This window comes from Nonomuraea basaltis (genome assembly GCF_005893125.1).
In the GTDB taxonomy this organism is placed as follows: Bacteria; Actinomycetota; Actinomycetes; order Streptosporangiales; family Streptosporangiaceae; genus Nonomuraea; species Nonomuraea basaltis.
Map to the genome: position 1 here is coordinate 41751 of NZ_VCJS01000044.1, position 20564 is coordinate 62314.

Annotated in this window: 21 protein-coding genes; 5 read left to right on the forward strand and 16 right to left on the reverse strand. The window is 70.8% G+C overall.

Going from position 1 to position 20564, the window contains the following annotated elements:
- Positions 1-36: 36 nt before the first annotated feature.
- The 5 genes from EJK15_RS21945 to EJK15_RS21965 are packed head-to-tail and all read right to left on the reverse strand — an operon-like array spanning position 37 to position 5481.
- Entirely contained in the window at positions 37-1203 is a 1167-nt protein-coding gene (locus EJK15_RS21945) for a branched-chain amino acid ABC transporter permease (RefSeq protein WP_138712329.1), read from the reverse strand.
- On the reverse strand, positions 1200-2087 hold the full coding sequence (locus EJK15_RS21950; protein ID WP_138712330.1) for a branched-chain amino acid ABC transporter permease: 888 nt from the start codon (positions 2085-2087) through the stop codon (positions 1200-1202). The genes EJK15_RS21945 and EJK15_RS21950 overlap by 4 nt, the downstream gene beginning before the upstream one ends.
- The gene (locus tag EJK15_RS21955) at positions 2084-3904 is read right to left on the reverse strand and encodes an AMP-dependent synthetase/ligase (protein WP_138712331.1); all 1821 of its coding nucleotides are present in this window, start codon (positions 3902-3904) and stop codon (positions 2084-2086) included. Before EJK15_RS21955 ends, EJK15_RS21950 begins: the two co-directional genes overlap by 4 nt.
- A 51-nt stretch (positions 3905-3955) precedes the next feature.
- Entirely contained in the window at positions 3956-4732 is a 777-nt protein-coding gene (locus EJK15_RS21960) for an ABC transporter ATP-binding protein (RefSeq protein WP_138712332.1), read from the reverse strand.
- A complete protein-coding gene (locus EJK15_RS21965) occupies positions 4720-5481 on the reverse strand; it encodes an ABC transporter ATP-binding protein (protein ID WP_138712333.1) in 762 nt (253 codons plus the stop codon). The genes EJK15_RS21960 and EJK15_RS21965 overlap by 13 nt, the downstream gene beginning before the upstream one ends.
- A 126-nt stretch (positions 5482-5607) precedes the next feature.
- Between EJK15_RS21965 and EJK15_RS21970 the strand changes: the two genes are divergently transcribed.
- Entirely contained in the window at positions 5608-5865 is a 258-nt protein-coding gene (locus tag EJK15_RS21970) for a UBP-type zinc finger domain-containing protein (protein WP_171074456.1), read from the forward strand.
- A gap of 17 nt (positions 5866-5882) precedes the next feature.
- On the opposite strand, the gene EJK15_RS21975 is transcribed toward EJK15_RS21970, so the two are convergent.
- A complete protein-coding gene (locus EJK15_RS21975) occupies positions 5883-7466 on the reverse strand; it encodes a Na+/H+ antiporter (RefSeq protein WP_171074457.1) in 1584 nt (527 codons plus the stop codon).
- A 75-nt stretch (positions 7467-7541) separates the two neighbouring features.
- Positions 7542-8738, reverse strand: a complete 1197-nt coding sequence (locus EJK15_RS21980) for a chromosomal replication initiator protein DnaA (protein WP_138712334.1) — start codon at positions 8736-8738, stop codon at positions 7542-7544.
- 229 nt (positions 8739-8967) lie between these two features.
- Between EJK15_RS21980 and EJK15_RS21985 the strand changes: the two genes are divergently transcribed.
- Complete coding sequence (locus tag EJK15_RS21985; RefSeq protein ID WP_138712335.1) at positions 8968-10968, forward strand: ATP-dependent DNA helicase; 2001 nt, start codon at positions 8968-8970, stop codon at positions 10966-10968.
- Positions 10969-11039: 71 nt separating this feature from the next.
- On the opposite strand, the gene EJK15_RS21990 is transcribed toward EJK15_RS21985, so the two are convergent.
- From EJK15_RS21990 to EJK15_RS22015, 6 genes are all read right to left on the reverse strand, one after another.
- The gene (locus EJK15_RS21990) at positions 11040-11798 is read right to left on the reverse strand and encodes an SGNH/GDSL hydrolase family protein (RefSeq protein ID WP_138712336.1); all 759 of its coding nucleotides are present in this window, start codon (positions 11796-11798) and stop codon (positions 11040-11042) included.
- Positions 11795-12229: a type II 3-dehydroquinate dehydratase gene (gene aroQ, locus EJK15_RS21995; RefSeq protein ID WP_138712337.1), complete on the reverse strand. Its 435-nt coding sequence runs from the start codon at positions 12227-12229 to the stop codon at positions 11795-11797. Before aroQ ends, EJK15_RS21990 begins: the two co-directional genes overlap by 4 nt.
- Positions 12226-13299 carry a 3-dehydroquinate synthase gene (gene aroB / locus EJK15_RS22000; RefSeq protein ID WP_138712338.1) on the reverse strand — a complete coding sequence of 358 codons (1074 nt, stop codon included), beginning with the start codon at positions 13297-13299 and terminating at the stop codon, positions 12226-12228. The genes aroQ and aroB overlap by 4 nt, the downstream gene beginning before the upstream one ends.
- Positions 13300-13330: 31 nt before the next feature.
- Positions 13331-13852, reverse strand: a complete 522-nt coding sequence (locus EJK15_RS22005) for a shikimate kinase (protein WP_206061029.1) — start codon at positions 13850-13852, stop codon at positions 13331-13333.
- Positions 13853-13918: 66 nt separating this feature from the next.
- Positions 13919-15100 carry a chorismate synthase gene (gene aroC / locus EJK15_RS22010; protein WP_138712340.1) on the reverse strand — a complete coding sequence of 394 codons (1182 nt, stop codon included), beginning with the start codon at positions 15098-15100 and terminating at the stop codon, positions 13919-13921.
- A 43-nt stretch (positions 15101-15143) separates the two neighbouring features.
- Positions 15144-15722: a prepilin peptidase gene (locus tag EJK15_RS22015; protein WP_138712341.1), complete on the reverse strand. Its 579-nt coding sequence runs from the start codon at positions 15720-15722 to the stop codon at positions 15144-15146.
- A gap of 146 nt (positions 15723-15868) precedes the next feature.
- Between EJK15_RS22015 and EJK15_RS22020 the strand changes: the two genes are divergently transcribed.
- Positions 15869-16861, forward strand: a complete 993-nt coding sequence (locus EJK15_RS22020; RefSeq protein ID WP_138712342.1) for a hypothetical protein — start codon at positions 15869-15871, stop codon at positions 16859-16861.
- Positions 16840-17844 carry a cation:proton antiporter gene (locus tag EJK15_RS76365; RefSeq protein WP_138712343.1) on the forward strand — a complete coding sequence of 335 codons (1005 nt, stop codon included), beginning with the start codon at positions 16840-16842 and terminating at the stop codon, positions 17842-17844. Before EJK15_RS22020 ends, EJK15_RS76365 begins: the two co-directional genes overlap by 22 nt.
- Positions 17845-17967: 123 nt before the next feature.
- Here EJK15_RS76365 and EJK15_RS22030 read toward each other — a convergent pair whose 3' ends face one another.
- The 3 genes from EJK15_RS22030 to EJK15_RS22040 form a co-directional block, all read right to left on the reverse strand.
- Positions 17968-18546, reverse strand: a complete 579-nt coding sequence (locus tag EJK15_RS22030; RefSeq protein WP_240777130.1) for an SseB family protein — start codon at positions 18544-18546, stop codon at positions 17968-17970.
- A gap of 74 nt (positions 18547-18620) precedes the next feature.
- Positions 18621-18827, reverse strand: a complete 207-nt coding sequence (locus tag EJK15_RS22035) for a 4-oxalocrotonate tautomerase family protein (RefSeq protein WP_138712344.1) — start codon at positions 18825-18827, stop codon at positions 18621-18623.
- Between the two features lie 129 nt (positions 18828-18956).
- Positions 18957-19691, reverse strand: coding sequence for an SDR family oxidoreductase (locus EJK15_RS22040; RefSeq protein ID WP_138712345.1), 735 nt, complete (start codon positions 19689-19691; stop codon positions 18957-18959).
- 109 nt (positions 19692-19800) lie between these two features.
- On the opposite strand from EJK15_RS22040, the gene EJK15_RS22045 reads away from it, so the two are divergent.
- Positions 19801-20505: a TetR/AcrR family transcriptional regulator gene (locus tag EJK15_RS22045; protein WP_138712346.1), complete on the forward strand. Its 705-nt coding sequence runs from the start codon at positions 19801-19803 to the stop codon at positions 20503-20505.
- Positions 20506-20564: the final 59 nt, after the last annotated feature.

Here is a 20564-nt window from a genome sequence, read left to right on the forward strand (position 1 = left end):
GCCACCAGAGAGCGACTCTTCATGAAAAATCCCTTCTCAGTATGAAAAAGGCCAGGATTTCCAGTAGTTGCGGATCCGGATCCACAGACCGAACAGGCCGCGCGGCTCGAAGATGAGGAACAGCACGATCAGCAGCCCGTACAGCACGGTCTCGACCTGGAACACGTTGGGGGTCTGCGTGGTGTCGCCACTGACGAACGGCACCAGCGCGGGCAGCGACCTCGTGAGAGGCTGCAACAGCGAGATGAACAGCGCGCCCGCGATCGCCCCGGACACGGTGGCCACGCCACCGATCAGGACCATCGCGATGAATTGGACCGACATGAGCAGGCTGAACGAGCCGGGCTCCACGTACCCGGAGATCGTGTAGAGGAGGGCGCCCGCGCACCCGGCGTAGAAGGAGCTGATGCCGAAGGCCAGGACCTTGTAGCGGGTCAGCGGCACCCCGATGACCGCGGCGGCGATGTCCCGGTCACGGATGGCGGCGAAGGCGCGGCCGATGCGCGAGCGGGCCAGGTTGCGGGCCGCGACGGCGAAGACGATCAGCAGCACCAGCATGAGCGTGTAGAGCAACTGCTCCTTGGTGCCGAGCGGGCCGTCCTGGTCCAGGCGCACGCCGAAGAGCTGCGGGATCGCCGCCTCCCGTCCCACACCGGGGCCGCCCGTCAGCTCCTTCCACTCCTTGAAGATGTGCTCGCCGAGGAAGACCAGGCCGAGCGTCACGATGGCCAGGTAGAGGCCGCGCAGCCGGGTGGCCAGCGGCGCGACGAGCACCCCGGCCGCTGCGGCCACGAGCCCGGCGGCGGGCAGCCAGATCCAGATCTCCGCGATCCCGTAGCCGAGCCGAACTCCGCCGGCGGGTCCGGACAGGGCGGCTGCGGTGTAGGCGCCGATGGCGACGAAGAAGGCGTGGCCGAGGGAGACCTGGCCGGCGTACCCGGTGACGATGTTGAGCCCGATCGCACCGATGGCCAGCACGTACGCCCCCGCCAGCACCTCCAGCGACCGGTCCTGCAGCAGCACCGCCAGCCCGAACGCGAGCAGCACCAGCAGCCCCGTCCACACCCGTTTGGCCCGGGTGTCGAGCAGCGCCATGTCCTGGGCGTAAGAGGTGTAAAGCAGCGGCCGGCCGCGTACCTTACGAGACCGTCCGGTCGGTATGTCAGGGGCGGCCGGAGCCGCCGTGGAGCGCGTCTCGGTCATACCCGCTCGACCTCCCGGGTCCCGAACAGGCCGTACGGCCTGACCAGCAGGACGATCAGCATCACCATGTACGGCGATACAACCGCTACGTTCTGTCCCAGCCAAGGCGCGAACTCCCCCTGGTACGACTGGAACAGCGACTCCACCACCCCCACGACCAGCCCGCCGACGACGGCCCCGCCGAGCGAGTCGAGCCCGCCCACGATGATCGCCGGCAGCGCCTTCAACGCGACCACCCAGGTCAGCTGCTCGATCCCTTGCCCGGTGCCGACGAACATCCCGGCGATCGCCGCCAGGAATCCGGCCAGCCCCCACGACAGCGCGAACACCGCGCCCACGGAGACGCCCTGCGCCAGGGCGGTCTCCTGGTCGAAGGCGGCCGCCCGCATGGCGAGCCCGTACTTCGTGAAACGGAAGAACGCGAACAGCAGCGCGACCAGCACGGCCGTCACCAGCAGCATGGCCAGCCAGCGCTGCTGCACCACGAGCGGCCCGAGCGAGACCTGCGTGAACCCCCATGGGTCGCCCATCTGCCGCACGTCGCGCCCGATGAAACCGTTGACCACCACCCGCACGACCACGTCGATGCCGAGCGTGATGATCGCCACCACGAACACCGGCCGTCCCACCATGGGCCTGATCGCGACCCGCTCGATGCCTAGCGCCACCCCGGCGATGAGCAGCGCGGCCAGCAGCACGGCGGCGTAGAAGCCGGTCACCTCGGCCAGGTAGCTCACCGCGACGGCCCCGGCCAGCATCAGCGCGGGCTGCGCGAAGCTGATCACGCGCGTGGCCTTGTAGATGATCACGAACCCGAGGGCGAGCAGCGCGTACACCGAGCCGTTGCCCAGGCCCCTGATGACGGACTCCAGCAGCCCCTTCACCGGCTGTACATCCCTTCGACCAGGTCCTCGAACAGCTTGGCGATGGCGCTGCGCTTGACCTTCTGGGTGGCGGTCAGCTCGCCGTCCTCGTGGTCGAGCTCCTTGGGCAGGAACGCGAACCGCCTGACCTGCTCGGCCCGCGCGAACCGGGCGTTCACCTCGTCGACGATCCCCCGGACGAGCTCCCGCGTCTCCGGCTTCTCCGACAAATCCCGATAGGTCGTGTACGGCAGGCCGCGCCGCCGCGCCCACTCCCCCACCGTGTCCGGCTCGATCCCGATCAACGCCACCAGGTACGGCCGCTGGTCCCCGATGACCACGGCCTCCTTCAGGTACGGCGACGCCTTCAGCGCGTTCTCGATCTCGCTGGGCGCGACGTTCTTGCCCCCGGCCGTGATGATGATGTCCTTCATCCGGTCGGTGATCCGCACATGCGTGCCGCCGACCCACTCCCCCACGTCGCCGGTGTGCAGCCAGCCGTCGGGATCAAGCACGTCGGCGGTGGCGCGCGGGTTGCGCCAGTAGCCGGCGAAGTTCCCCGGGTGCCTGGTCATGATCTCGCCGGTGGCCTCGTCGATCTTCAGCTCGATGCCGGGATGCGGCTCGCCGACCGTGCCGAGGCGCACCCGGCCGGGGCGGTTGGCGGTGGCGATGGCGGTGTTCTCGCTCATGCCGTACACCTCATGCATGGGGATGCCGATCCCCATGTAGAACTTGAGCACGTCGGGCGCGATGGGCGCGGCGCCTGAGGCGGCGTAGCGGACGCGCCGCATGCCGAGCCGCTCGCGCAGCGCGCGGAAGCAGAGCACCCAGCCGAGCCCGTACGCCAGCCGCGTCCCGAGCGTGTGCGTGCCGCCCGTGCGCACCAGCGCGTCGCCGATCCGGTCCGCCACCCGCAGCCAGAACCTGGTGATCGCCCGCTTGAGCGGGGAGGCGGACTCCAGCTTGATGTTGACCTGGGCGAGGACCTTCTCCCAGATCCGCGGCACCCCGAACAGGATCGTCGGCTGCACCTCGCGCAGGTTGGCCTGCACGGTGTCGATGGACTCGGCGAAGTTCACCTGGGCACCGGCCGCCGCGTTGAACCACACGGTGAACGCGCGCTCGGCGACGTGGCACAGCGGCAGGTACGACAGCGCGAGGTCGCGTTCGGACGGCGGCGGCGAGGTGAAGCCGCCGCCGGTGACGAGCGTTTCGACGGCGAACTCGACGTTCGCGACGGTGAGCATGACGCCCTTGGGCGGCCCGGTGGTGCCGGAGGTGTAGATCAGCGTCATCACGTCGTCGGGTGCGGCGCCGGCCATGCGGCGCTCCACCGCGTCCGGGTGCTCGGCCCGGTGCTCGGCGCCCAGCGCGAGCAGCTCGGGCCAGGACATCAGGATCTCGTCGTCGTAGCGGCCGCGGATGCCGCGCGGCTCCATGTAGACGATGCGCCGCAGGCCGGGGCACTCGTCGAGGACGGCCAGGGCCTTGTCGACCTGCTCCTGGTCCTCGGCGATGAGGACCGTGGCGCCGGAGTCGGCCAGCAGGTACGCGACCTCGGCGGGCGGGTTCGTCGGGTAGAGGCCGACCGTGATGCCGCGCACGGCGACCGTGCCGAGGTCGCCGTACAGCCATTCGGGGCGGTTCTCGGAGTGGATCGCCACCCGGTCGCCCGGCTCGACGCCGAGCGCGAGCAGGGCGTGCGCGACCAGCTCGACCTGGGTCCAGTACGCGGCCCAGGTCACCTCCTGCCAGATGCCGAAGTCCTTGTGCCGCATGGCGACGGCGTCGGGGTTCGCCCTGGCCCGCTCAAGCACTCTGTCCGCGATGGTCATGAGGTCTCCTTCGCCGGCCTCATGACCAAGGTGCTGTGTCTGATGATGGCCTCATTTCGTCCGGCCATGGGCCCCTCCCAGGTACGCCTCGATCACCTTGGGGTCCTGCTGCACCTCGGCCGGGCTGCCGAGTGCGACCGGGCGGCCGAAGTCCAGCACGAGCACCCGGTCGGCCAGGTCCATGACCAGCCCCATGTCGTGGTCCACGAGGACGACCGGGATGCCCAGCTCGTCGCGGATGTCGAGGACGAACCTGGCCATGTCCTCGGTCTCCTCCAGGTTCATCCCGGCCACCGGCTCGTCGAGCAGCAGCAGCCGCGGCTCCATGGCCAGCGCCCGGCCCAGCTCGACCCGCTTCTGGATCCCGTACGGGATCAGCCGCACGGGGTGGCGGCGCCAGGCCTCCAGCTCCAGGAAGTCGATGATGTCCTCGACCTTGGCGCGGGCGGCCAGTTCGGCCCGCCTGGCGCGGCCGTACCAGAGGAGGGCCGAGATGGCGCCGTAGCGGAAGTGGTGGTGGCGGCCGAGCATGAGGTTGTCCAGGACGGTGAGGTTGTGGAACAGCTCGACGTTCTGGAACGTCCTCGCCAGGCCCATGGCGGCGATCTCGTGCGGCCGCTTGAGCAGCAGGTCCTCGCCCAGGAAAGTGACCCGGCCGCGCTGGGGCCGGTAGACGCCGGAGAGCACGTTGAAGATCGACGTCTTGCCGGCGCCGTTCGGACCGATGACGGCCAGCAGCTCGGCCTGTCCCACCTCGAAGGAGACCCCGTCGACGGCCTTGACGCCGGCGAAGCTCAGGTGCACGTCCTCGAACGTCAGGAGAGCCATCGCTTCCTCCGCTTGTAGTGCTTGACCTCGCGGAAGGACCGGACGGCCCCCAGATAGAACTCCTTGATGTCCTCGTCGGCGAGCAGTTCCTTGGAAGGCTTGTCCATGACGATCTTCCCGGTCTCCATGACGTAGCCGTGGGAGGCGATGGACAGGGCCATGGTGGCGTTCTGCTCGACCAGCAGGACCGTGGTGCCCTGCCGGTTGATCTCCACGATGAGGTCGCGTACCTGCCCGACCAGCGACGGTGCGAGCCCCAGGCTGGGCTCGTCGAGCAGCAGGTACGACGGCCCCGCCATGAGGGCGCGGCCGACGGCCAGCATCTGCTGCTCGCCGCCCGACAGGTAGCCCGCGACGCTCTTGCGCCGCTCGCGCAGCAGCGGGAACAGCCCGTAGACGCGGTCGAGGTGGGACGTGGCCGCGGTGTGACCGCCGACTTTGAGGTTCTCCTCGACGGTCAGCTCGGCCAGGATGCGGCGGCCCTCCATGACCTGGCTGATCCCGCGCCGGACGATCTGGGCCGGTTTGAGGTGGTGGATGGGCTCGCCCTCCAGCGTGACGCCACCCTTGGTGATCTCGCCGTCGTGCACGTCGAGCAGTCCGGACAGCGCTCGCAGCAGTGTGGTCTTGCCCGCGCCGTTCGCGCCGAGCAGCGCCACGATCGAGCCTGGCGGGACGTTGAGGCTCACGCCACGCAGCACGAGCATCACATCGTCGTAGACGACCTCGAGGTTGCGAACCTCCAGCACGCGCAGCTCCTCCGGACAGTGTGGCCTACATCACTCCCCCGATGACCACAATGTCCACGCTTGCCCGGCAACCGACAAGAGGGCCGACCGAAAATAACTCGGCACGATGGCCCTAAGATTTCTGTTATGGCAATGTGCGAGCATCTTTCCCAGGCCGGCGACCCCGCGGCGACGACTCCGGACGGCTGCGAGGAGTGCCTGGCCGCCGGCGGCCGGTGGGTCCATCTGCGGCGCTGCCTGGAGTGCGGCCACATCGGCTGCTGCGACTCCTCGCCCATGAAGCACGCCACCGCGCACTTCCACGCCACCGCCCATCCGGCGATCCAGTCGTTCGAGCGCGGCGAGAGCTGGCGGTGGTGTTTCGTGGACAGCCAGATGGGCTGAGCCAGATGGGCTAGGGCTCAGCGCTCGAGGATGGCCTCCTCGAAGTCGAGCTGGGCCATCACCTCGCGCAGCACCTCGTCGTCGAGGCGGCGCTCGTCGCGCATGCGCACGAAGACCTGGCGCTCGGCCTGGAGCATGTCGCGGCGCAGCCGCCGGTAGAGCGCGCTCGGGGTCTCCGCGCCACCCTGTCCGGTGCCGCCGCCCAGGCGCTCCCACGCGCTCAGCGAGCGGCGCCACGACTTCTCCCTGAGCTGGTCGATGACCTGCTTCTGGATCTCGTCGGGTTCCTTGTCCTGCTCGGCGACCAGCCGCTCCAGCTCGGCCAGGCCGGCCTCCAGCGCCGCCTGCTGGGCCGCCGCCTCGGCCAGACGGTCCTCGTACTGCTCCTGCCGGCTCGACACGCCCAACCGTCTGATCAGCGCGGGGAACGTGGTGCCGTGGATGAGCAGCGTGCCGATCACGGTCGTGAACGTGAGGAACAGCAGCATCGCGCGATCGCGCGGGGCGACCTCCGGCGGGATGGCGAACGCCGCCGCCAGCGACACCACCCCGCGCATGCCCGCCCAGCTGAGGATCACCGACTGCTGCCGGGTCGGCGGCTGCGTGCTCCCCCTGGCGAACACACGGATCAGGGAGCTGGCGGCGAACACCCAGGCGAACCTGCTGACGATCGTCACCGCGAGCACCGCGGCGGCGTATCCCGCCACCGCCCATGGGCTGTAGCCGGTGATGCCCTCGATCACGGTCACGAGCTGCAGCCCGATCAGCGCGAACACGATCGTCTCGAGGAAGAAGTCGGTGACCTTCCACACCGCGTCCGACACCAGCCGCGTGCCGAACCCGCGCAGGTGCATGCGGTGGCCCAGGTAGAGGCCGACGATCACCACCGCGATCACCCCGGAGGCGTGCACGGTCTCGGCCGCGGCGAAGGCGGCGAACGGGATCAGCAGCATCAGCGTGTTCTCGACCAGCGAGTCGCGCGTGTGCTGGAACAGCCAGGCGAGCGCGAACGCCAGCGCCAGCCCGATCGCCACCCCGCCCACCGCGGCGATCAGAAACTGGCCGACGCTGTCGAGCAGGTCCACGGTGCCGCCCACGGCCGCCCCGATCGCCACCCGGTACGCCGTCAGCGCCGTGGCGTCGTTGAACAGGCTCTCGCCGATCAGGATCGTCAGCGACCGGCGCGGCAGGCCCAGCCGCCGGCCGACCGCGACGGCGGCCACGGCGTCGGGTGGCGCGATGATGGCGCCCAGCGCGAACGCCAGCGCGAGCGGCAGGTCGGGCAGCAGCAGGTGCACGACCAGCCCGACGACGGCCGTGGTGAACAGCACCAGCCCGATCGACAGCAGCGCCACCGCCCGCTTGACGTCGCGCAGGCGCAGGTAGGAGCTGTCGAGCGCGGCCGAGTAGAGCAGCGGCGGCAGGAACACGAACAGCACCAGGTCCGGATCCAGCGGCACCGCCGGCACCAGGGGCGAGACCAGCAGCCCGGCCGCCACCAGGAGCAGCGGGGCAGGCCAGCCCTTGCGCCGGGCCACGGCGGCCACCGCGATGGCGCCGCCGGCCACCAGCAGCAGTTGCAGGCCCAGGGTGGGATTCACCGGCGCTCCTTCTGCCTCGGCCCAATCACCTCGCCGAGAGAGTACCGGTGGGCAGAGGCGGGAGCGAACCGCGCGTCACCACTCCCTGCGGTCGCTCCGCTCGTGATAGTCCGGCTGCTCGGGGCGCAGGCGCTCGCCCGTGGAGAACATGGGGTCCCCGGCGTACGGGGCGGACATGTTCGGGTCGGGCTGCTGCGGCTGGTACTGCTGCTCCTGTCGGCCGAGCGCCAGCAGCGGGTCCACCGGGTTGGGCTGCGGGGCCCGCTGCTGGTAGGCCCCGTAGTCGTCCCGGACGGGCTGCTGCGCCTGCTGGGGAGCCGAGCGTCGGCGGCCTGCCCCCGGGATGCCGTGCATGGGCGTGCCCAGGCCGGCGGCCTGGTTTTGAGTCTGTGGCTGTTGCTGGGGCTGTGGCTGGGGCTGGGAGTGCTGGTAGCCGTCGGGTCGCCGCGTGTACGCGTCGGACGAGTACGGGTCCGATTGGTACGGGTCGGAGGGGTACTGGTCGGACCGGTGCTGGGGGGCCGCGTAGGGGTCGGCGGCCTGGGAGGGGAAGCCGAGCGGGTCGGTGCTGGGCGCCGGCCGGCGCTGGTCGCCGGGCAGTTGGTAGACGGGATCGCTCTCGACGATGTACTGGGGGCCGGTGAAGGGCTCGGGCTGCTGCTGGTAGTGCTGCGGGCCGCTGAGGGGGTCCCCTGCGTATTGGGGGCCGCTGAGAGGGTCTCCGGTGTACTGGGGACCGCTGAAGGGGTCTCCGGTGTATTGCGGCGCGGTCGGCTCGACGTATTGGGGGCCGGTGAAGGCGGCGGGCCGCTCGCCGTAGGCGGGAGTCGCGTCCCTGGGGCCCGTGGTCTCTCCGTACGAGGCGACCAGCTTGTCCTGCGGGGCCGGCCCCCTGGCCACGAGGACGTCGTTGGGCGACAGTGCGGCCGTGGGCCGATCGTCGAGGGGCTGCTGCGGCTGCTGCTGATGGTGCTGCTGAGGGGCGGGCTGCGGCCGCTGGTATTGACCGGTGCCCGGAATGACCTCGGTGCCCGGATCGTGCGCGGGCACGGCGGGCTGCTCGCCCGTGGCCTCGGCAAAGCCCTCGTCGAGGGTGTCGAGCAGCCGGCCGACGTCCTCCATCGGCATGCGGAAGCTCGCTGTGCACATCTCTCCACGCCACAGGCTGAGGACCAGGGTGCCCTCATGCCACGTGACCCGGAGACACCGCTCCTGACCTCGTGCATCGAAGAAGACTTCGCCGAACGACGGCAACGGGACAACTTCCGACATGGCAGACATACTGCTTTAACCAGCCTTTATTCGTCCACTCAACCTCGGAAAACCCTACTGAACCGGCCTTCCCATATACACCGTGACCCCCTCTGATCACACACAGGAAGATCTGTTTGACCAGTTGGAGTCCCGATCGACCAGTCTGCCACGCGAGTCGCCGAAACGATTCCGGAATGCCGGGATGCGTATGGCCGATCACACCGCGTTCGGCACGGCGACCCGGTAAATGCGGGTAGCGTTTACTGCCGTGCCGGACTCCCATCTTCCGCCAGTCGACGAACTGCTCAGCATCGCGGTCAACGCTCTCGGAGGGAGCGAACGGCAGGGCCAGGTCACGATGGTCCGTGCCGTGCAGCAGGCCATCGACGGCGAGGAGCACCTGGCGGTCCAGGCCGGCACGGGCACCGGCAAGTCGCTGGCGTACCTCGTGCCGTCGATCCGCCACGCGATGGACAGCGAATCGCCCGTCGTGATCTCCACGGCCACCATCGCGCTGCAGCGCCAGCTCGTCGACCGCGACCTGCCCAGGCTGTCCGAGGCGCTGGCCAAGGAGCTGCCGCACGAGCCGACGTTCGCGATCCTGAAGGGCCGCCGCAACTACCTGTGCCGCTACAAGGCCACGGCGGGCTGGCCCGAGGACGATGAGCAGGACCAGCTGTTCGACCCGCGCGAGGTGAGCGCGACCGGCCGCATGGTGCAGCGCATCCAGGAGTGGGCCGAGGAGACCGAGACCGGCGACCGCGACGAGCTGGTGCCGGGGGTGAGCGAGCAGGCCTGGCGGCAGTTCTCGGTGAGCGCACAGGAGTGCCTGGGGGCCAACCGCTGCCCGAGCGGCGCCGAGTGCTTCGCCGAGCTGGCCAGGGCGCGGGCGGGCGAGGTCGACGTGGTGGTGACCAACCACGCGCTGCTGGCCATCGACGCCATGGGCGATCTGCCGGTGCTGCCCGAGCACGAGGTCGTGGTCGTGGACGAGGCGCACGAGCTGGTCGACCGGGTGACGTCGGTGGTGACCAGCGAGCTGTCGGAGGTGTCGGTCGGGCTGGCGGTCCGCAGGGTCGGCCGGCTGATCGAGCAGCCGATCGCCGACCAGTTGCTGGAGGCGGGCGAGGACCTCAAGGCGCTGCTGGCCGCCGCGCCTCCGGGCCGCATCGACGAGATGCCGCAGGTGCTCGGCCTGACGCTGCAGCTGATCCGCGACACGGCCTGGCGGTGCATCTCAGCGCTGGGGCCGCGCAACGCAGACAAGGACGACCCGGACAAGGCGGGGCAGCGCAAGGCGGCGTTCACGGCGCTGGACGAGGTGCACGACACGGCGGTGCGCATGCTGGAGGCGTACGGGCACGACTCGGAGGCCGACCGGGCCGAGGTGGTCTGGCTCGACGCGGGCACCGACCGGCGCCCGCCCCTGCTGCGGGTGGCGCCGCTGAGCGTCAGCGGCATGCTGCGCGACAAGCTGTTCGGGGACCGTACGGTGGTCCTCACCTCCGCCACCCTGGCGCTGGGCGGCACGTTCGACGCGCTGGCCGCGCAGTGGGGGCTCGGCGACGGCAAGGGCTGGCAGGGCATCGACGTGGGCTCGCCGTTCGACCACCCGAAGGCCGGGATCCTGTACGTCGCCAAGCACCTGCCGCAGCCGGGGCGCGACGGGCTGCCGCAGCAATACCTCGACGAGATCGCCGAGCTGATCGAGGCGGCGGGCGGGCGCACGCTGGGGCTGTTCTCGTCGATGCGCGCGGCCAAGGCGGCCACGGAGGCGCTGCGGGAACGGCTGGACGTGCCGCTGCTGTGCCAGGGGGACGACTCGACGATGCTGCTGGTCAAGCAGTTCGCCGAGGACGAGCCGACCTGCCTGTTCGGCACGCTGTCGCTGTGGCAGGGCGTGGACGTGCCGGGGCCGTCGCTGCGGCTGGTCATCATCGACCGGGTGCCGTTCCCGCGCCCCGACGACCCTCTCACCTCGGCCAGGCAGCGCCACGTGGCAGCGAAGGGCGGCAACGGCTTCATGGCAGTAGCGGCCAACCACGCCGCCCTGCTGCTGGCCCAGGGAGCGGGCCGCCTGCTGCGCGCCCAGGACGACAAGGGCGTCATCGCCGTCCTCGACCCCCGCCTGGCCACGGCCCGCTACAGCGGCTTCCTCCTGGGCTCACTCCCACCGTTCTGGCGCACCACTGACCCGGCCATCCCACGCGCGGCGCTGAAACGCCTGGCAGCGGAGTCGACCGGCTGACGCGTGTTCTGAGCGCCGGGTGCGGCAGGAGGGCGGGTGGCCGGCCACGGCACCGCCGTAATATATGGGCTTTAAGGCACCCAGGGGGACAGCTCAGGACGCTTCGGAGAGACGCCGTCGCCGGAAGAGGTGCCGCGGAGGCGGCGGGCGACCCAGGGAACCAGGTGCTCGCGGATCCACTGGGCGTCCTCGCGCCGCCGCGCGCGGGGATCCACCGAACGCGCCGGCCAGTCCTTGCGCCAGTCCTCGAACGGCACCCCCAGCACGTCCAGCACCCGCGCCGCCACCAGCCGGTGGCCGTCCTCGTTCATGTGCAGCCGGTCCGCGCTCCACGCCCGCCAGTCGCGCAGCCCCTGCATCGACCACTGGTCGACGAGCCGGCACCCGTACAGGTCGGCGATGGACCGCACATGCAGGTAGAAGATGGCGAAGCGGCCGCGCAGGCGCCGCATCAGGGGCGTGTCGCGCGGGTCCACCCCGGTGAACAGCAGCACGTCCGCGCCGCCCGCCCGCAGCTCGCGTACGGCGCGCGCGGCCTTCTTGGCCATCACATCGGGATCGCTGCCCGGCCTGAGCAGGTCGTTGCCCCCGGCGCAGAAGCTGACCAGATCGGGCGCCATCGCGACGGCCTGCGGCACCTGCTCGGCGATGATCTGGTCGAGCAGCCTGCCGCGGACCGCCAGGTTGGCGTAGCGGAAGGACGGGTCGTCGGCGGCCAGCCGCTCGGCCACCCGGTCGGCCCAGCCGCGGTAGTGCCCGTCGGGACCGGCGTCGTTCAGTCCTTCGGTGAAGCTGTCGCCCAGGGCGACGAAGGACCTGTAGTGCCTCATGAGGTGGTGTTCATCTCCGCTAGCGCGTGCAGCGCAAGAACGTATGACTGTAGTCCGAACCCCGCGATGGTGCCCGTCGCCACCCCGGCGACGACGGAGGTGTGCCGAAACTCTTCCCTGGTGGCCGGGTTGGTGATGTGCACCTCGACGAGCGGGGCCTTGCGCTGGGCGATCGCGTCGCGCAAGGCGTAGGAGTAGTGGGTGAAGGCGGCCGGGTTGAGCACGACCGGGATGCGGCCGTCGGCGGCCTCGTGCAGCCAGGCGATCATCTCGGCCTCGTCGTCGGTCTGGCGCACCTCGACCTGCTCGCCGAGCTTGCGGCCCGTGTCGCGGCACAGCTCGGCGAGGTCCTCGAACGTCTCCGCGCCGTACACGTCCGGCTCGCGGGTGCCGAGGCGGCGCAGGTTGGGCCCGTTGAGCACGAGGATCATCCGGAGATCTCCTTGTAGGCGGCTGCGAGCAGCTCTTCCGCGGGGTCTTCGAGGCGGCCCGGCTTGGCCAGGTCGTCGAGGACGACGAACCGCTGCTTGGCGCCGCGGTTCTTCTTGTCCAGCCGCATGTGGTCGCGCAGCTGCGGCCAGGCGTCGGCGTGGTAGGAGATGGGCAGGCCGACGCTGGTGAGGATCGATCGGGTGCGTTCGACGAGGTTGGCGCGGCCTGAGAGCCTGGACAGCTCGGCGGCGTAGACCATGCCGATGGCGACGGCCTCGCCGTGGCGGATGCCGTAGTGCTCGTTGCGCTCGATGGCGTGGGCCAGCGTGTGGCCGTAGTTGAGGATCTCGCGCAGCCCCGCCTCGCGCAGGTCGGCGCCCACGACATCGGCCTTGACCTGGATCTTGCGCTCGATCAGCTCGCGGGTGTGCGGGCCGTCGGGGCGGGTGGCGGCCTCGGGGTCCTCTTCGATGAGCATGAGGATGTTCGGGTCGGCGATGAAGCCGCCCTTGATCACCTCGGCCAGGCCCGCCACGTAGTCGGCCTTCGGCATGCTGTCCAGCGTGGACAGCTCGCACAGCACGCCCGCGGGCGGCAGGAACGTGCCGACGAGATTCTTGCCCTCGGGCGTGTCGATGCCGTTCTTGCCGCCGACCGCCGCGTCGACCATGGCCAGCAGCGTCGTGGGCACGAGCACCACCTGGATGCCGCGCAGCCACGTGCCGGCCACGAACCCGGCCAGGTCGGTCGTCGCTCCCCCGCCCACACCGACTACGGCGTCGGAGCGGGTCACGCCGTAGCGGCCGAGCGCGGACCACAGCTGGGCGGCCACCTCGACGGTCTTGGCCTGCTCGCCGTCCGGCACGGGCAGCTCGACCACCTCGTAGCCGCTCTCGGACAGCGCCGCGCAGACCGGGCGGGAGATCTCCGGCAGGCTCGCCGGGTGGATCACGGCGACCGTGCGCACGCCGGGCTTGAGCAGCGTCGTCAGCTCGGCCAGCACGCCGGTGCCGACGACCACGTCGTAGGGGCTGTCACCGCGTACGGTGATCCTCGTCGCGGCGCTCATGTGGGCAGTCCTCTCACCGTTGTCGCCGTCATCACGCGGGCAGCCCCCTCACGATCTCGTCGGCGAGCTCCTCGGGCGCGCGCTTGTCCGTCACCACGGTCATCACGGCCAGCCGCTCGTAGACGGGCCGCCGCTCGTCCATGAGCTTCTTCAGCTGGCTGCGCGGGCTGAGCACGAGCAGCGGCCGGGCCGAGGCGAGCCCGACCCGCTGGATCGCGTCGGACAGCCCCACCTGCAGGTAGACGACGTGGTGGCCGTCGAGCAGGGCCTGGGTCTCCTCGTTGAGCACGGCGCCGCCGCCGAGGGACAGGATGCCGTCGTGCTCGGCCAGCGCCCGGCGCACGGCCTCGTGCTCCAGCTCGCGGAAACGGGCCTCGCCGTCCTCGACGAAGATCTCGGCGACGGGCTTGCCCGCCACGGCCTCCACGTCGGCGTCGGTGTCGCGGAACCCGACGCCGAGCCGCTCGGCGAGCAGCCGCCCGAGCGTGGTCTTGCCGGACCCGGGAGGGCCGATCAGCACGGCAGTAGTCATTGGTCGCTCACCACTCCTCATTCGCTCCGCGGAGTCCCTCCTGCGTCGGGCCTCCACTCAGCTCACTGCGTCGGGCTCGCTCCGCGGTCATTTGATCACCATTGAAGAGAGGTAGCCGGACAGGTTGCGGGCGACTTCCTCGACGGAGTCGCCGCCGAACTTCTCGAGCGCCGCGTCGGCCAGCACCAGCGCGACCATGGCCTCGGCCACGATGCCGGCCGCCGGGACGGCGCACACGTCGGAGCGCTCGTGGTGGGCCTTGGCCGCCTCGCCGGTCTTGACGTCGATCGTGGCCAGCGCCCTGGGCACTGTGGAGATCGGCTTCATGGCTGCGCTGACGCGCAGGATCTCGCCATTGGTCATGCCGCCCTCGACGCCGCCGGCGCGGTTGGTGATGCGCCGGACGCCGTCCTGGGTGGTGTATTCGATCTCGTCGTGGGCGCGGGAGCCGGGCCTGCGCGCGGTCTCGAAGCCGTCGCCGACCGCCACGCCCTTGATCGCCTGGATGCCCATGAGCGCCGCGGCGAGCTTGGAGTCGAGCCTGCGGTCCCAGTGCGTGTAACTGCCCAGGCCCGGCGGCAGGCCGTAGGCGAGGACCTCGACGACGCCGCCGAGCGTGTCACCGTCCTTGTGCGCCTTGTCGATCACGGCGACCATGGCGGCGCTGCCCTCGGAGTCGGAGCACCTGACCGGGTCCTCGTCGATCCTGGCCAGGTCGCCGGGACCGGGCAGGGCCTCGGCCGGGGTCCGGGCGCCGCCGATCTCGGTGACGTGGCTGATGATGTCGACGCCGAGCGCCTGCTTGAGGAAGCGCCTGGCGACCTCGCCGAGCGCCACGCGGGCCGCGGTCTCGCGGGCGCTGGCCCGGTCGAGCACCTGCCGGGCGTCGTCGAACCCGTATTTCTGCATGCCCGCCAGGTCTGCGTGGCCCGGGCGCGGCCGGGACCTGGGCGCGTTGCGCGCCAGGCCCTCCAGCTCGGCCGGGTCGACCGGGTCGGCCGCCATGACCTTCTCCCACTTGGGCCACTCGGTGTTGCCGACGCGGATCGCGACCGGGCTGCCCATCGTCCGCCCGTGGCGTACGCCGCCGACGATCGTGACCTGGTCCTGCTCGAACTTCATCCGGGCGCCGCGGCCGTAGCCGAGACGGCGGCGGCGCAGGGCCTCGTCGATCGCGGCCGTGCTCACCTCCACCCCGGCCGGGAGGCCTTCCAGGATGGCGACGAGTTCGGGCCCGTGGGACTCTCCGGCGGTCAACCAGCGCAACATGCGTACAAGTCTTCCATGTGCGGCCGAGTGAGATGTCCAGCGTTCACCCGTCGAGACACAGCACGGTGAACGCGCCCAGCAGCATGAACGGCCCGAACGGGAACTCCGTGCGCCTCGTGCCGCGCCCGGTCGCCAGCAGGGCCACACCGTAGAGCGCGCCGAGCAGCTGCCCGCAGAAGGCCGCGACGACCCAGGCCTGCCAGCCGAGCGCCGCGCCGGCCATGCCGATGAGCCCGGCCAGCTTGACGTCGCCCAGCCCCATCGCCTCCGGCCTGATGAACCAGAGCAGCCCGTAGATCGCGGCCAGCGCCGCCCCTCCGGCCAGCGCCCTGGGCAGCTCTCCCGTGGGCAGGAGGGCCAGGGCCGTGATCGGGTACGCGGGAAGCGTGATCGCGTCGGGCAGCGTGGTGGTCCGCCAGTCGATGACGGCCAGGGCGGTGCCGATCACGGCGAACGGCACGTACGGCAGACCGATCCGCCAGGCGACGAGCGCGGCCACGGCGGCGGTCACCAGCTCGACCTTCGGCGGCCAGGCGGGCTCCGGGAGCCCGTCGTAGGAGTCGGCCAGCGCCCTGATCCGGTGTCCGCAGACCAGTCCGGCCAGCGCCATGAGTGCGACCACGAGCCGACCCTAATGCGGCCCCGGCGCGACCGGCGGCCTTTCGGACAGACCAGTGGAGACGTCACACGGGGCCGGTGGAAAGGCCGGACGGGCAGGCGGAAGACAGCCCTATTGCGGTTCACGGGCTGATCACGGACACTTCCGGCGTGGACAGGGACCGGTTTGCGAGGATCGCGGTCGTCATAGCGACCTTCGTACTGGCTCCGGTGTTGCTGGAGATGCTGGCGTGGTACATCGAGGGCGAGGACTACAGCGTCTCCCGCGCGCTCACCGTGATCTTCGTGGTCGCCGGACTCGCGGTGATCGCGCTCGTCGCCGGCCGGGTGCGCGGCCGGCTGCCCGTCATGCTGGTCACCGCGATGACGGCGACCGCGGCCGGCGGGCTGATCCTGGGGTTCGTCGCCGGCTTCGGCCCCGTGCTGTGGAACCGCGGCCTGTCCGGGGAGTTACTCGGCCTGTCGATGCTCGGGATCGCCGCGTTCACCGCGCTGACCGGTGGTTACCTCCTGACGCTGTTCCGCCGCGGCCTGTACGTCCCGCACATCGAGGCGACCGCCGTGCCATCGCCCACCACCACGAAGCGCAAGGTCATCGGCGAGTCGGAGATCCTCATCCGCACCCAGCCGGAGATCAGCCACGCCCTGGAGAAGGCGCTCGGCAGTTGCGTGTCCGTGATCGACCAGGACGACCTGCACTTCGTGGCGTTCTTCGGCCCGGACGGCTGCGCGTTCTACACCGACGTGCTCGACGACGCCGACCTGCGGCACTTCTTCCACGAAACGACACCCGAGGAACGCCGGACCACCTACCTCAGGCTCGGCCGCCAGCTCGACTGGATCGGCCACCGGCTCGGCACCCACCTGCGGTCGATGGAGAGCGGCACGGTGATCAGGACGGTGCTGGACGTCGAGCGCGGCGCTCTCTACCACTACTGGGTCGACCACGGCCGCTACGTCATCGGCGTCACCCTCGACCAGCGCAAGGTCGGCGTGGCCGACGACAAGATGGCCACGCTCGTCGACCTGATCCGCGGCCATTTCACGCTGCCGCCGATCAACCAGCGGACCCGGCCGGAGGCCGGGGGCGGAAACGTCCGCGCGATCAGGAAAGATCAGGCGTGGCCCGAATCTGGCTCTTGATCCTCGTCCTGCTCGCGGGATGGGCCACCGCGTGGCTCACCGGCATCCGCGGCCTCGAGACGTCGGAGACGTACCTGCTGGCCAGCCAGTTGCTGCTGGCGATCGGCCTGTACGGAAGCACGCACGACATCGACCGCGCCGAGGCGCGCGCCCACACCCGGCTGATCGTGGCGGCGGTCACGGTGGGGGTGGTGCTGAAGGCGGCGTTCATCGCCGGAGTCCTCTACCTGTTCACCGGCGATCCGCTCGCGCTGGTGCTCGCGGTCGCGGTGGCGCAGATCGACCCGCTGTCCGTCGCGTCCGTCATGGGCGACTCGCGGCTGTCGCCCAAGGCCCGCACGATCCTGGCGTCGTGGGCGTCGTTCGACGACCCGGTGACGGTGGTGCTGTCGGTGTACGCGGCCACGCTGGCGTTCTCCTCCGACGGGATCGGCGTGTCGCACCTGGCGGATCTGGGGTGGAACGGGTTGTTCGCCGCGGTGGCGTACCTGGTGTGGCGGCTGGTGCGGCGTGGCCCAGCGTGGCTGATCAACCTCGCGGCCATCACCGTCGTGCTCGTGGGCGCGTGGACGTTCCTGATGCTGGGGGTGGCGATCGCCGGGCTGTTCCTGCGGATGCCCGACGGGCGGCGGATCGGGCAGGCGGTGGCGGTGGCGTTCCCGCTGGCGGCGTTCCTCATGGGAATGCTGCTGGTGAGCGGGGTGGCGCCGGACGAGGGCCTGCTGCTGGGGCTGGTGGCGTTCTGCGCCCAGGGGCTCGCCGCCGTGGCGCTGACATGGGGGCTGCCGGTGATCGACCGGGTACGGCTGGCGCTGGCGCAGCAGAACGGGGTCACGGCCGTCATCCTGGCGCTGGTGTTCGAGCGGTCGCTGGACGGGTTCGTGGCGGTGGTGGCACCGGCGGTCGTGACCGTCAATCTGCTGCACGCGCTGGCGAACCGGGCCGCCGACACTTGGGAAGGCCGCCGCTCGGCCGTCCCCTGACCCTGTTCACCGCCGGGAAAGGCGACGCGCCCCGTGCACCGCCGGGACAGGCGGCATGCCCCGTGCACCGCCGGGACAGGCGGCGTGCCCGGTCAGCTCCAGGGGAGGGCACGTGACCACGGCTCAGCGCCGGGACAACCAGCGGCGCCTGCGTGCCGGCTCGATCTCCGCCGGGGTCGGTGCGGGCTCGACCCTGGCCACCGTCGCGCCCTCGAGCCGGTCCACGGTGCCTGACTCGATCGCCGCGAGCGCCTCCAGCACCATGCCCTCGATCACGAACTGCACCGGCCCGGCCACGTCCACCACGACCGCCGCAGCCTTCTCCTGCACGGCCGCCTGGCACACCTGGAGCGTGGTGGCCTGGATCGGCCGCGCGTCCGGCCGCCACCTGACCAGCGCCTCCGTGCCGGTGAACGCGAGCACCGCCTGCCTGCCGTCCTGCCCGACGAGCTTGGGCAGGGCCATCTCGCTCTCCTTCTCCTGCCGCAGCCCGTGCGCGCCGACCTCGGACTCGGTCAGCATCGCCACCACGGGCACGAGGAGCCGGGCGCCGCTGAGCGCGTTCAGCACGTCGGTGGCGTCGGCCGTACCCGCCTGGTGGGCGGCGAGGGCGGCGGCCACCGCGGGCGGGGCGCTGCCGTCGTCGGCGGGGTCGAGGGGTTGCGGAATGCTCGGCACAACCTCCGAGACTACCTCCGGCATGACTGTCTCGCTGAAGGAAGGACGGTGGGCGCCCGGGGCCGGTCGGGGATCGCCCGGCTCGGCCCCGGGCAGGCTCAGCTTCGGCCGAGCATTTCGGCGGTGAGGATGTCGCCGCCGAGGCCCCAGCAGCCGTCGGGGACTTCCTCGAGGAGGACCAGGGTGGTCGCCCGGGCCCGCTCGCCGTACACGTCTGCGTAGGCGTCGGTGACGGCGTCGATGAGCTTCTTCTTGGATTCGGGGGTCAGGGTGTCGGCGGGCACCTTGAGGTTGGCGAACGGCATGGTGATTTCCCTTTCGTGTGATGTGGATTCAGAGTGAGGCGGTCGAGGGCAGGAGGTCCTCGATGCCTACGCGGTGGTAGAACTCGGCGCGGATCCGGTCGGCGACGATGACCTGCGGTGCGGCGGACATCAGATGACACCGCCGTTCGCACGCACGACCTGCCCGTTGACCCAGTGCCCCGCGGGGCCGGCCAGGAAGGCGACGACCTCGGCGATGTCCTCGGGGGTGCCGAGCCGCTCGAGCGGGGGCTGCTTGGCGAGCCGCCCGATGGTGGCCTCGTCCTTGCCGTCGAGGAACAGTTCGGTGGCGGTCGGGCCGGGCGCGACCGCGTTGACCGTGATGTCGCGTCCCCGCAGTTCGCGGGCCAGGACGAGCGTCATCGCCTCGACGGCGCCCTTGCTGGCGGCGTACGCCCCGTAGTTCGGGAACTGCAGGCCCACCACGGAGGTGGACAGGGTGACGATCGCGCCCCCGGCGCGCACGCGGCGCGCGGCCTCTCGCGCCATGACGAACGTGCCGCGGATGTTGGTGCGGTGCAGAGCGTCCAGGTCGTCGAGGTCGAGGTCCGCGATCGGGGACAGCGACAGCCGCCCCGCCGAGTTGACGACGACGTCGACCCCGCCGAAGACCTTCTCCGCCTCGTCGAACATCGCCGCGACCGCGACCTCGTCCGCCACGTCGGCCTGTACCGGGATCGCCCGGCCGCCGGCTGCCGTGATCGCCTGGACCACCTCGGCCGCGGCCGCGGCCGACCCTTGGTATCCCACGACGACCGCGGAGCCCTGTGCTGCCAGTGTCATCGCGATCGCCCGGCCGATCCCGCGGGAGCCGCCGCTGACGACGGCTATGTGCTGATCACTCATGGAAAGCCCCTTCGCCTATCGGCGATACGCTTTTTCCGTATCGGCGTTACGACATGAAGGTAGCACAAGTTCCGTATCGGCGCTAGCGCTGATGCGTATCATTGATTTCATGACAGGAACGAACACGCTTCGCGCGTCGATGATCGAGGCCGCGGAGCATCAGCTGGCGACGTCCTCCGACAACGAGATCGCCACGCGGGCGGTCTGTGAGGCGGTCGGCGTGAGCCAGCCCGTGCTCTACCGGTTGTTCGGCGACAAGCGAGGACTCCTCGACGCTGTCGCCGACCACGGGTACGAGCGCTACGCCACGCTCAAGGCCGCTCAGGAGCAGACGGCCGACCCGGTGGCCGACCTGCGCGCCGGCTGGGACGGCCACATGGCGTTCGCGAAGGAGAACCCGGCCCTCTACCAGCTGATGTTCACTCCTCGGCCGTGGTCCCACTCGACAGCTCGAGATCGGGTGTTCGACCTGCTGGTGGCGACGCTCCTACGGTGCGCGGCGACGGGCGCGTTGAGGGTCGAGCCACAGACCGCCGCTCAGCTCATCCTGTCGGCGAACATCGGGAACGCCCTCAACCACATCGCCAGACCGGCCCTGTTCGATGACCCCGTGCTGTCCCACCGCATGCGCGACGCCGTGTTCTCGCACGTGCTCACCGAGACGAGTGCGCAGGAGGACGCCGACCCACTGCACACCGCCGCACTGCGCCTCCACGCGCAACTCGACCTCGTGGGCACCGACGCCCTCGAACCGGTCGAGACCGCCCTTCTCCTGCGATGGCTCGAACGCATCACGCAACCGAGCCGAGCGTGACACCAGAGCCGATGTGGCGGCGGGCGGGTCCGCCAGGGTGAGGTCGAGGCAGCGTTCGG